Raw genomic sequence first — 11,807 nt, 5'->3', positions numbered from 1 at the left:
CACGTATAAAAATTAAAGGTTATGAAAGATTTACTAAGAACACGTACTTCATTAGTTGAAGGTGTAGAAAATATATTGAATTTACAAGCAAAATTAGAAAGTGACGCTTCTAACAAATATTTAGCTATGGCTGCATGGTTGGATAGAAATGGTTATGCCAATACAGCATCGTATTTGTATAAGCAAGCCGAAGAAGAAAGAGAGCATTTTCTGAAAATTTTCAAATTCATTACAGATATGGGAGGGATTGCAATTACGCCATCGGTTCCAGAAGTGCAGCAAGAATTTGCTTCTTTTAAAGAAGTATTCGAAATTGCTTTGCAAAACGAAATTGCAGTTACTCAGGCGATCAATAAAGTAATCGCAAAATGTAGAGCTGAAAATGACTACGCTACAGAAGATTTCATGATGTGGTATGTAGCAGAACAAAGAGAAGAAGAGAAAAATGCAAGAAGAGCGTTAGAGCTTTTTGATCTAATCAATGGAAATGAAGCCGATGGTAAATTCCAACTGGATGTACAAATCTCAAAAATCGGATAATTAACCGATTTAGATAATAAAAAAAGCCCTTAATATTTTATTAAGGGCTTTCTTTTTATTTATGAGTTCATCAAAGTTTCAATCTCATCTGCTTCAACAGGAATGTTACGCATTAAGTTGAAAGGTTCTCCTTTTTCCTGAACCACAACGTTATCTTCTAAACGGATTCCGAATTTTTCTGCTGGAATATAAATTCCTGGCTCAACCGTAAAGACCATATTTGCTTTCATTGGTTCGTGAAGCAATCCGTAATCGTGCGTGTCAAGTCCTAAGTGGTGAGACGTTCCGTGCATGAAATATTTTTTGTAAGCAGGCCATTGTGGATTTTCATTCTGAACATCGGCTTTGTCCAATAAACCTAAACCTAATAATTCAGAAGTCATGATTTTACCTACTTCAACATGATATTGTTTCCAAAGTGTTCCAGGTGTAAGCATTTTTGTCGCTTCGTTTTTAACTCTCAAAACAGCATTATAAACCGCTTTCTGACGATCTGTAAAACGTCCAGAAACTGGAATTGTTCTCGTCATGTCGCTTGAGTAATTTGCATATTCAGCCGCAACATCCAACAAAATCAAATCTCCGTCTTTACATTGCTGATTGTTTTCGATATAATGCAAAACATTCGCATTGTTTCCAGAAGCAATAATTGGCGTGTAAGCAAAACCTTTAGAACGGTTTCTGATGAATTCGTGAGCTAATTCGGCTTCGATTTCATATTCTGTAACATTTGGTTTTACGAATCCCAATAATCTGCGGAAACCTTTTTCTGTGATATCACAAGCGTGCTGAATCAAATCGATTTCTTCGCTTTCCTTTACAGAACGAAGTCTTTGTAAAATTGGGTTGCTTTTTGCAACATTGTGTGCTGGATAACGCTCTTTCCACCATTTTACGAAACGAGCTTCACGAGTTTCTGTTTCAACAGTTGCGCGATAATGTTCGTTTGTATTGATGTACATCGTATCGGCATACGTCATCATTTCGTTCAAAACTTTATGAAAATCCTGTAACCAATAAACTGTTCTAACTCCAGAAACCTGAAAAGCACGTTCTTTAGTCAGTTTTTCACCTTCCCAAACTGCGATATGATCGTTTGTTTCTCTCAAGAAAAGAATTTCTCTCTGACTTTCATAAGGCGCATCTGGAAACAAAAGCAAAACGCTTTCTTCTTGATCTACACCGCTCAGATAAAAAATATCTCTATGTTGCGCAAACGGTAAAGTACTATCGGCACTAACTGGGTAAATGTCGTTTGAGTTGAATACTGCAACAGAATTAGGTTTCATTTCAGCCATGAACTTTCTGCGATTTTTTACAAAAAGAGCGCTGTTTATTTGATGATATTTCATAATTATTTCGTTTTTGAACTTCGAATTTCAAAATTACTAATTTTTGAATTAGTGACGTATAGCAGATTTATTAAAGTTTTCTTATTTATTGTTTTTGCCACAAAGGCGCTAAGGCATGAAGTTTTTTAACCGCAAAGAACGCTAAGGTTTGCGCAAAGTGCGCAGGAGATTTTTGCTCGCAAAGACGCGAAGTCGCAAAGTATTTACCCAATCTTGTCATTTCGACGAAAGGAGAAATCTCCGCAAGTAACTCTACAAAGATTTGTATACTCCTAGTTTTGTCATCTCGACGAAGAAGAGATCACATTCGAAATTCTACAAAGATTGAAAAATCTTACCTACTCCCATTCATTCCAATGGCTATCGAGAGATATGTGGTTTTTAAAAGAAAAAGCATTTTATAGATTCTGGTATTTTGTATATTGGTATTCTACTATAATTTAAAATGATACATGGAAAAAGTTAATGATTTGATTTTAAACAATTTTCTGGAAATTGAAAAAGAGGCAAAAGAAATTATTGTAACCGATTTACAAGATTCGGAAAATGAAGCCTATAATTCATTTTATAATTTATGGAAAAACCAGAATAGAGAAGAACATGAAAATTTGATGATTGAGGAACTAGAGATAAATATTGAAAAATACTGGCTTGTAGAGAAATACAATAAGGATATTGAAAAAAGTTTCAATATGATTTATTTTGAACATGGTGGTTTGTATGGCGGAGAATTAGAAGCTTTTGCCATTGATTTTGATGATTCAGATCGGAAATTATCTGAATTTGAAATCGATGAGGATCAGATGGAATATTTGGATAATATCTCTTGTCTGCCAGCTTTTATTTCTCCAACTTTATATCACTTAACTGAAAACATACAAGGAGAGGAAGATAATTTTGATGATTTTATAGATGTAAATAATATTTATAAACTATTTGAAGCTACAGCATTAGTAGAAATGAATAAATTGTTTAAAAGGGCAGATGAAGAAAATGTATTCGAAAAATTAAATTTGAAAAAGCCTTTTTATTTAGCTGTTGCAGAACATGATGCTGGCACTTCTAAATTAATTTATGTCATTGAATAAATTAAAAGGTTTAATATTTCTCGGATTTAGTGAAAAAAAGAAAAAACCGAAGCTTTGAAATTTCAAAACTTCGATTTTTTTTTTAAATCATAAGGTCTATTCCTTCTCCAAAGAATTGTTTTCTGTTTTCAGCTTCAACCAATTTTAATAAAGATTTTTAATTTTCTTTAAAAGACAAATACATATTTTCTAACTGTCCAATTGGTTTTGAATTTAGAATTGTGTAATCTTGATATTCAAAAAATCAACTTCGAATACTACCATAAAATGCAGACTTCCAATTTTAAATTAATTACTATAGTCGAAATTAAAATCAAATATCCTTTTTTAGTTGAGGATGAAAAATTCGATTATTTTGACGAATGGGAAAATGAAGATTTTTTTCTTACTGCAGATGAAGATGTCAATTTTGAAGGGAATTTTTATATAGATCTTTATGAAGATAAAGAGAAAAAATGGTTAACCAATTTGCTAAATCTTCCAACTAAAAAGATCGAAGAAATAAGAATTGAAGGCATTTTTATAAATGGAAATTTCTCTGTAAATGGTTCAATTATTAATGCCGAAGGCGATTATGGCCCGTATGTTTTCATTAGCGGAAGCGTAAATTGTCAAAGTCTTTTGCTTGGTGGGGCGAATGTTGAAGTAAAAGGAAATGTTACAGCACAAGAAGTCGTGATGACGTATTATAATCATGGAAGTTTTAATTGTTCGGGTTCTATAAATTCTCCAGTTTTTATCGTTACAGATCATAATACAGTATTTGCAGAAAGAAAAAATGATTTGTTTTATTATAATGATAGAGATGAAATTGATCCTAAAAATGAATGCGAATATGACGATGAAACTGACGAAGAAATTATTTCAAATGAACTCCGAAAATTACTCGATAATCAGTTAATTGAAACTTTTGAAGAATTGGAACGTGATTTGGCAAGAGGAGAATGGGTTTTAAAACAAAATAATCCGCCCGCTAAAACTTATGAATATTGGCGTGATCGCGTTTTGGCAAATTACAGAGATCTTAAACTCGTTCCGAAGCAATTTAAAACTGAAGAACTTTGCAATTTGGCTTTAAATATTACATTTCATGCTTTGCCTTTCATTGGTCAGGATTTGATAACTTCTGAGCTTTGCGAAAAATTAGTCAGTAAAGATGGTTTTGCGATTCAGGTAATTCCTGATGAATTTATTACAAAAGAATTTTGTTTTAGAGCAGCTCAAAGCGGTACAATGCTGAGATTAATTCCGTCAGCATATTATTCGGGAGAATTGGTTCTATTGGTTTTCAAAAACGGAAAACATGAACCCGATATTAATGATGTTCCTGCTCAATTTATAACAGAAGATCTTCTAATAGAATATGTGAAAATTGGAAAAGGATTATGGCTGGATAAAGCCTGCAAACAAAACGGAATTGATAAATTGCAGGTTTTAAAACTAGTAATCGATTCTGGAATTAAATATTTAGATAATATTTTTGGAAATCATTTCAGTAAAGAAACCGTTGATTATGCTTTTTCGGTTTATAAAAATCAAGAGGAGTGGGGTAAATATATTCAAAAATACAAACAGAAATTTGAACGACTTGAGAAATGAAAGAGCTATTAATTGAAAGTAAAGGGATAAAAACTAGCGAGTATTTTATACCGCCTTTTGAACTTAGAAAAGGAGAACTGCTTCTCATTCACATATACGGAACAGCTTACTTTTATGAAATGAAAGCTGAGTTAACAGATATTTTTACAGGAAAAATACAACATGAAAATGTAAAGGTAGTAAAGCCCTTAACTTTTGCAGAGAATTTTAAAGAGTCAAGATTTGAACGTATTTTTAGTTCTATAACAGTAAGTAGATACTTAAAAAGAAATACAAATTTGAATGAAGACTCAGAGCCAAAAATCTTTGAAGAAAATGGTATTTCTAAAAATGACAAAGTAAAAAACCTTGATTATAGTCAAAAGAAGTTACTTTCTTTATATTCAGTTTTTACGAAAACAAAAAATATAGTTTTTGATTTAAGTGGAGAAGGTCCTGTTGGATCTATAAAAACATTTGATTTTGTTAAAGATCAAATTAAAAAAGATGGTGCCGCAATTTTAATTGATTGGGCGGGAAGTGATGTAAAAGATAAATGTTCAAAAGTTATTACTATTGAATGGCTTATTGAGCCTAGAAACAGGAATAAAAATTAATTAATAACAACTTTAATTCAAAGATGAAATTTAAAACAGCACTACTTTTGTTGATTTTAATAATTTTTGTGAGTTGCAAAAAAGATTCTTTTGCATCTATAAAATTAAAAGTTGAGTTTGAAGATAAAACAAATAAAGAACTTCCCAGAATATATTGGATTTCAGTTTATAAAGATGAAAAACTATTTAAGAAATATGGGAGATTTAAAAAACCTTACATTGAAAAAGAACTCGTAATTGATAGTTTGTCAAATGGAACTTACAGATTCGTATATGAAAATTTTCTAAATCAGCAGATGCAGAAAACAATTGAAATAACCGAAAGTAGAGTTTATCAGGTTTCAATTCATCCCGATTATTCAAAATATACTGATTTTATTAACGAATCGTTTGTTAAGAATTTAAAGGACAATCAGAAAGTGGAATTATGTTTTGAGAGTTTGGGATGTTTTCATTCTATGGCAACTATTGTTGAAATAAGAAAAGAAGAAGAAAAATATTATTTTATCAGTAGAGGAATCGAAAAAAAACTCAGCCAAAAAGAAGTAGATGCGATTGTTAAAATGGAATGCGAGTTAAATCTATTGCAATCAGGAGGTTGTACGACAAAAGATCACTATATAATTAAATTTGAAAATCAAAAAAAAGAATATTTTGACAGAACTTGCGCTTGGTATGGTTGGAAAAATATGTTTGAACAGATTGATTTGAAGAATAAAATCTAATTAACTCATAAGTTGAATGGAAAAGCTTGAATGTAAAATCAGAAAAATACAAAACGGCGACCTAGACTTCGTTTACAAAGCAATCTGCGAACTCGAAAATGAAGTTTTAGATTTTGAAGTTTTCGAAATGATCTTCAATGAAAATATTTCAAACCCAAAAAATCTGTATCTCATTGCTGAAAATGAAAATGTAGGTTTAGGTTTTATTAGTTTTCACACCCAAAATCTGCTGCATCATTGCGGATTGGTTGGTGAGATTCAGGAGTTTTTCATTCATAAAAAATATCGCGGACAAGGCGTTGGACGATTATTGATAAATGAAATTTTAAATTATTCAGAACAGCATAATTTAAAAAGTATTGAAGTAACGACAAATAAAAAGCGAGTTGAGAATGTAGCGATTTATGAGAATCTTGGTTTTAGTTTGAGTCATAATAAGTTTACGATTTATAAATAATTTATAGAATTATCAGTCTAGTTTGTCATTTCGACCGAAGGGAGAAATCTTCGCGAGAAGCTCGACAAAGATTGGCTTGTTGGAACGGAGTTACTTGCGAAGATTTCTCCCTTCGGTCGAAATGACAAGATTGTGAAAAAAAAACAGTAGAATGTATAAACTAAATCCATCAATAAAGCATCATTTAGTAATTGCCATTCTAATAAGTTTATGGCTTTTTGTTTTTGCTTTCATTATAAGGCCCTTTGACGACGGAACTATAAATTTCAGAGCGTGGTTTTTAATCAGTTTTGGGTTTAGTGTTATGGCTTTTTTATGTTATTGTCTTTTAGCTGTTATTCAAAAAAACTTTTACAAAAGAATAGGGAAGTGGAATATTAGTTTAGAAATAATAGCCATTTTTCTGTTTCATGGATTGTATTTAATTGGAGTTTTTGCCTTTTATAAAAGCCCAATTTTAAATGGCGGATATACTTTTTTAGAATTCTTTTCTGTAATCTTTATAAAAGTCGCTCTAATCATAACTCCTGTGATTATTCTCGCACGAAGATATTTAATCAAACTCATTCTAATAAAAGATGATGTTTTAATATTTAAAGGCGAAAACAGATTAGACATTCTAAAAATCAATAAATCCGATTTAGTCTGTATTTCGAATGCGCAGAATTATGTTGAGATTTTTTATCTGGAAAATGAGAAACTTCATTCGAAACTTATTCGATCTTCGCTCAAAAAAGTTCAGGACGATTTTGATTTTTTAGTGCAAATTCATCGTTCGCATTTAATAAATCCGTCGCATTTTAAATCTTGGAGAAATGCAAATACAATTATTTTAACTCAAATAGAACTTCCGGTTTCGAGAAATTATAGAGATGTTTTATTGGCATTGTAATTTTGTACCTAAAACAATGCATTTCGTACCTAAGTCAGTAGAATAAGGCTTTCAGGTGAATTTTCATTTTAGTTTTGCTTCATCAATTTTAAAAATAAATTATGAAAACAAAACATCTTTGCCTGCTTGGACTATTATTTTTCCTGATCAGTTATTTATTCTTTGCTAAAATTTTACCCAATTTTCAAAAACCAATTGATCTCGCACATTGGTTTAATTTAATCGGCTCTTGTTTGTTATTGTCATTTAATGACGTTTTTCCGAAATTCACTTTGAGTTTTTTTGCTTCAATTGTAACAGCTTTTGGAGTTGTCGCACACATTGGACTTTGTACAATTGATTTTGTAATGTCGAGTTACGGAAATAATGAAATTGCAAAAGAAGCACTAAGCCATCAAATAAGTAATTCACCAGAAATTTTCTATCCTTTTATTGCAATTGGGCCTTCATTACTTTTTATTGGTTTAACGATGCATGCTTTGCGTTTTATTAAAACACATTTTGTTATTGTTTTAATGATTATTTTGAGTTCAGCATCAATTGGATTTTCATTTTTTGTTTTGAAAGATGGAATTTATATGTTTTTGAGTTGTCTGGTTTTTGTTTTCGGATTGGGATTTTTGCTTTTTGAGAAGAAAAAGTTATTGTGAAAGACTAAATATTAAACATAGGATTTGTATATTGTCTTTATTTTATGAAAATTATGAATAAACGTTCAATTGCTGTCTTTTTTATGTTGCCTTTAATAGGAATGCTTTCTTGTAATTCAAATAAAAAAGAAGAGAATAAGGATTTGCAGTGGGACGATATTGAAATTCAGACTAAAAATCAAAAAATAGTTATTTATAAAAAAAGTGATACAGCAACTTTTGATGAGGCGATTTACGAAAAAGTGAAGCGTAAGGGCTATTCATCCGCTTATAAATTAGATACGATTCAAAAGAAAATATTTGTAATGACTGTTTCAGAACGAGATAGTGTTTACAAATACGCACACCGAATAATATCTAAGCCTGTTTTTACTGATGTAATGGCAACTTGTTATGCAGGATATGTTTTGGTAAAAATAAGAGATAGACGAACCACTTTAATGTGTGAATACGAATCAGTAGGAGAATGGTCAACGGTCAATAATGATACAAAGAAATTATATGATTTGTTAAAAACAAAAATCGATATTGCAAAACAGTAATATTTTTGATTATTGAAGTAAGCAAGTAATTTATAAATTGATAAAAGTAAATTGAAAAAACATATAAAATACTTAATCGCACTCTTTCTGACTTTTGTCGTGATTGCGGGCGATGGTACTTTATATTCTCAATCTAAATCGGCAGAATATTATCAGTCTTCGTTTGTAGTTTTAAGAAGAGAATTAAATCTTAAGAATTCTCGTTTATATAAATTCGGACAAGCTGTTTCTTCTGAAAAAACAAGATTTTCAATTGTTTTGAATTTTCTTAAAACCGAAAATGTCTTTACTTTCCAAATCAAGGAATTGCTGAAACTTCAAAACCTGCTTTATCAAAAGCTAACTTCATTTATAAATCAATCTGTTTTTATAAATGAAATAATCACTTCAAAAGACTTCGCTAAAAGTTTATACAGCGCTTAAGAAATTTATTTCTGAGCATAGATGATTCAATAATGTCTAATCATTTATCATTTTCAAAATGTATAAACAAAATAAAAATTCTCGCTTGGAGCAATCTAAGCGACCGCTTCTTCATTGGATAAAAAGGAAATTTATAATTATAATAACAGCTTTTATGCTAGGAATGGCAAACGGAATGCATACGGAAGATACTAGAATTAAAGGAAATCAAAATTATACTGAACAGCATAAAAAAGATTGATTTTTTAATTAGAAAATATGTCAATGTGATAATTAGAGAATTTCTTGTTGGAATTTAAATAATTAATCGGTTTAAATTTTAGCCGTGACCTTTGTCAAAGTTTTAAACTTTGACAAAGTTTTTTTGCGCAATCTTGTCATTTCGACGAAGGAGAAATCTTCGCAAGTAACTCCGCAACGAAAATCAATCTTTGTAGAGCTACTAACGTGTCCTTCGACTTCGCTCAGGATGACAAACGGTATGGTATAAAAACAAAAAACCGAAGCAAGTGCTTCGGTTTTTATTTGGAATTTGGAATTTCAAATATTGGAATTTAATCCACCCATTTATAATATCTCGCTCCAATCAAAACAGGGATCTCTTTTTCGATTCTATCTAAAACCCATTCGTTTTTAGGAGTTCTTACACTCTGTTTTTGTTCTTTTTTATGAAGACTTTCGTAAGTATTGAAATCAATTTCAATGCTTTCAGCTAAATTTTCAAAAAGCTTTACATTTTCCAAAGCCGATTTCCATTCTTGCTGGATAGTTCCTTCAAAAACTTTCGATTTCGATCCGCTTCCGTAAGCTAAGAAACCGAATTTGGTTCCGGCAACTTCTTTGTTTGTGTCATAAAAATGAGCCAAAGTCGACAACAATCCCATGAAAATAGATCCTGTGTAAAGGTTTCCTATTAAAGAAGAAGCCAATTCTGCAGGTTGTAATTTCTCAGTTACAAAACTTCTGTAATCATCCGATTTTGCTACTTCTTTAATTTTTGTCTGATAATCTGCTGGCGCAATATCATCGGCAATAATTTTTTCGGCACTGTCTAAAGCGTAGATTTCAGATAACATTCTTCTTCCTTGGAAAGAATAGGGCAAGTGCATCACGATACTATGCCAAGTATTGTATAAAGTTTCAGTAGTGTTTTTTAATTTTTTGAATGAAAAGTAAGCATTTCGCGTACGATCCATATAACATTGATTCGAATATTGTCCGTCAAAAACTGGCTGATCTTTATGAATTTCAATTTCAGCTTCTAAATTATCAAACCAAGAATCGTTGTTGGCGTTTTTAGTGATTTCTTCTTTAGAAATTGTTCTATATGGTTTAAAGAAGTCGAAAACACCTTTTGTGCTTGTTGCCCAATTATCATCAAAAGCAATAATTTTCGGATCTGCAGTAATCAGCATTGCCACCGCTCCAGCACCTTGTGTGTATTCCCCTCCAGAATTTAAATCGTATTTTGCAAAATCAGACGTAACTACAATTGCTTTTTTATTTGGATTTAATTTTACAAAATCAAGACAGTTTTGCAAAGCGTCTACACCGCCAATACAAGCAAAAGTAAAATCCACAACATCGCATTCTGATAATGAATCTTCACCAAATTTCTGCTCCATTAAACTAATTAGATAAGAAGCAATGGGTTTAGAACTGTCAATGCCGCTTTCGGTACCAACATAGATTCGACTGATTTCTTTTAAGTCAATTTTATTATCAATGATAAGTTTTGTTAAAGCATTTGCTCCAAAAACAACCGCATCCTGATGTGCGTCTGGGAAAGTCATTTTTATTAGACCAAGACCTTTTTCTAGTTTATCGGGTTCAATATTTCTGGCAACAGCCAAAGTTTTTATGGGTAAATGTATGTTTGCTACGTCAAATGAAATAGCATCAATTCCTGTTTTCATTCTTATTTTTTTGAGCCGCTAAAGGTAAAACTATGTTGTGGAATGACAATTTTTTACTTTGATAAAATTTTGATGACCCTACACTTTTGAAGAAAACAAATCAAAACTTCCAATAAAATAATAATATCATAAATTTTTGGTAATCTACTTAGAGTCGAAATCCTTGATTCTGTTTTACAAAACAATGATTTGAGGTTTTCTATAGTGAATTATTTTTTATCAGTTTTAATTTTGTACGTAAAAATACGTAGAATTGCGCTATTTTAAAATCATTATAAATAACAGCGAAATGGTTGTAGTTCTTTTGTAATTGAGTTATTTTTGTCTAATTTTTTAAAACAAACTACTTAACACTTATGGCACAATCTGCACTATTGAATGCTTCCATCTTAAAGAAAGTAGCTATGGCTCTTTCGGGAATATTCTTAATCACGTTTTTAGCGCTGCATGTTTCCTTAAATTTTATTTCTATTTTGAGTGAAGATGTTTTTAACGAAGCTTCTCACTTTATGGGATACAATCCGCTGATACAATATGTAATGCAGCCAGTTTTGGCATTCGGAGTAATTTTCCATTTTGTAATGGGATTTATTCTTACCGCTCAAAATAGCGCGGCACGACCAATTGCGTACGCTAAATACAACGGAGCTGCAAACGCTTCTTGGAGTTCTAGAAATATGATTATTTCTGGATTGGTTATTTTGGCTTTCTTAGGATTGCACTTTTATGATTTCTGGTTTCCTGAAGTTAGCTATAAATATATAGCTGGTACGGCACCAGATGCTACGAGGTATTATGGTGAGTTAGTTCACAAATTTCATGACCCAATTCGTACGGCATTGTACTGTGTGTCATTTATCCTTTTAGGATTCCACTTGTGGCATGGGTTTGCATCTTCTCTTCAATCTGTAGGGATGCACAACAAGTACTCTAGATTTTTATCAAAAGTAGGTTACTGGTTCGCAGTTGTAGTTCCAGCGCTTTTTGTAATTATCGCTTTATTTCATCATTTCAATAATTAATATCA

13 protein-coding genes are annotated in these 11,807 nt (G+C 31.3%); 11 read left to right on the top strand and 2 right to left on the bottom strand.

Features of this window, described 5'->3' with window-relative positions:
- Positions 1 to 21: 21 nt before the first annotated feature.
- Positions 22 to 540, top strand: coding sequence for a ferritin (locus SOM12_RS16305; RefSeq protein ID WP_095928386.1), 519 nt, complete (start codon positions 22 to 24; stop codon positions 538 to 540).
- A gap of 59 nt (positions 541 to 599) precedes the next feature.
- Here SOM12_RS16305 and SOM12_RS16300 read toward each other — a convergent pair whose 3' ends face one another.
- Positions 600 to 1,892, bottom strand: a complete 1,293-nt coding sequence (locus SOM12_RS16300) for an aminopeptidase P family protein (protein WP_320494273.1) — start codon at positions 1,890 to 1,892, stop codon at positions 600 to 602.
- Between the two features lie 452 nt (positions 1,893 to 2,344).
- Between SOM12_RS16300 and SOM12_RS16295 the strand changes: the two genes are divergently transcribed.
- The 9 genes from SOM12_RS16295 (at position 2,345) to SOM12_RS16255 (ending at position 8,864) form a co-directional block, all read left to right on the top strand.
- Entirely contained in the window at positions 2,345 to 2,980 is a 636-nt protein-coding gene (locus SOM12_RS16295; protein WP_320494272.1) for a hypothetical protein, read from the top strand.
- A 207-nt stretch (positions 2,981 to 3,187) separates the two neighbouring features.
- Positions 3,188 to 4,579 (top strand): polymer-forming cytoskeletal protein, encoded by a 1,392-nt coding sequence (locus SOM12_RS16290; RefSeq protein WP_320494271.1) that lies wholly within the window; start codon positions 3,188 to 3,190, stop codon positions 4,577 to 4,579.
- On the top strand, positions 4,576 to 5,175 hold the full coding sequence (locus SOM12_RS16285) for a hypothetical protein (protein WP_095928381.1): 600 nt from the start codon (positions 4,576 to 4,578) through the stop codon (positions 5,173 to 5,175). The genes SOM12_RS16290 and SOM12_RS16285 overlap by 4 nt, the downstream gene beginning before the upstream one ends.
- 23 nt (positions 5,176 to 5,198) lie before the next feature.
- Positions 5,199 to 5,900: a hypothetical protein gene (locus SOM12_RS16280; RefSeq protein WP_320494270.1), complete on the top strand. Its 702-nt coding sequence runs from the start codon at positions 5,199 to 5,201 to the stop codon at positions 5,898 to 5,900.
- Between the two features lie 16 nt (positions 5,901 to 5,916).
- Positions 5,917 to 6,357, top strand: a complete 441-nt coding sequence (locus SOM12_RS16275; RefSeq protein WP_095928378.1) for a GNAT family N-acetyltransferase — start codon at positions 5,917 to 5,919, stop codon at positions 6,355 to 6,357.
- A 151-nt stretch (positions 6,358 to 6,508) separates the two neighbouring features.
- Positions 6,509 to 7,249 carry a LytTR family DNA-binding domain-containing protein gene (locus SOM12_RS16270; RefSeq protein WP_320494269.1) on the top strand — a complete coding sequence of 247 codons (741 nt, stop codon included), beginning with the start codon at positions 6,509 to 6,511 and terminating at the stop codon, positions 7,247 to 7,249.
- A 101-nt stretch (positions 7,250 to 7,350) separates the two neighbouring features.
- Complete coding sequence (locus tag SOM12_RS16265) at positions 7,351 to 7,899, top strand: hypothetical protein (protein WP_320494268.1); 549 nt, start codon at positions 7,351 to 7,353, stop codon at positions 7,897 to 7,899.
- Positions 7,900 to 7,952: 53 nt separating this feature from the next.
- Positions 7,953 to 8,441 carry a hypothetical protein gene (locus SOM12_RS16260; protein ID WP_320494267.1) on the top strand — a complete coding sequence of 163 codons (489 nt, stop codon included), beginning with the start codon at positions 7,953 to 7,955 and terminating at the stop codon, positions 8,439 to 8,441.
- Between the two features lie 51 nt (positions 8,442 to 8,492).
- The gene (locus SOM12_RS16255; RefSeq protein WP_320494266.1) at positions 8,493 to 8,864 is read left to right on the top strand and encodes a hypothetical protein; all 372 of its coding nucleotides are present in this window, start codon (positions 8,493 to 8,495) and stop codon (positions 8,862 to 8,864) included.
- Positions 8,865 to 9,418: 554 nt separating this feature from the next.
- Here SOM12_RS16255 and SOM12_RS16250 read toward each other — a convergent pair.
- Positions 9,419 to 10,780 carry a hydroxymethylglutaryl-CoA synthase family protein gene (locus SOM12_RS16250; RefSeq protein ID WP_320494265.1) on the bottom strand — a complete coding sequence of 454 codons (1,362 nt, stop codon included), beginning with the start codon at positions 10,778 to 10,780 and terminating at the stop codon, positions 9,419 to 9,421.
- 356 nt (positions 10,781 to 11,136) lie between these two features.
- On the opposite strand from SOM12_RS16250, the gene SOM12_RS16245 reads away from it, so the two are divergent.
- Positions 11,137 to 11,802 carry a succinate dehydrogenase cytochrome b subunit gene (locus tag SOM12_RS16245; protein WP_248728545.1) on the top strand — a complete coding sequence of 222 codons (666 nt, stop codon included), beginning with the start codon at positions 11,137 to 11,139 and terminating at the stop codon, positions 11,800 to 11,802.
- Positions 11,803 to 11,807: the final 5 nt, after the last annotated feature.

Source organism: Flavobacterium sp. CFBP9031 (genome assembly GCF_034044945.1).
Classification (GTDB): Bacteria; Bacteroidota; Bacteroidia; order Flavobacteriales; family Flavobacteriaceae; genus Flavobacterium.
This window is presented reverse-complemented; position numbering and strand designations above follow the sequence as displayed.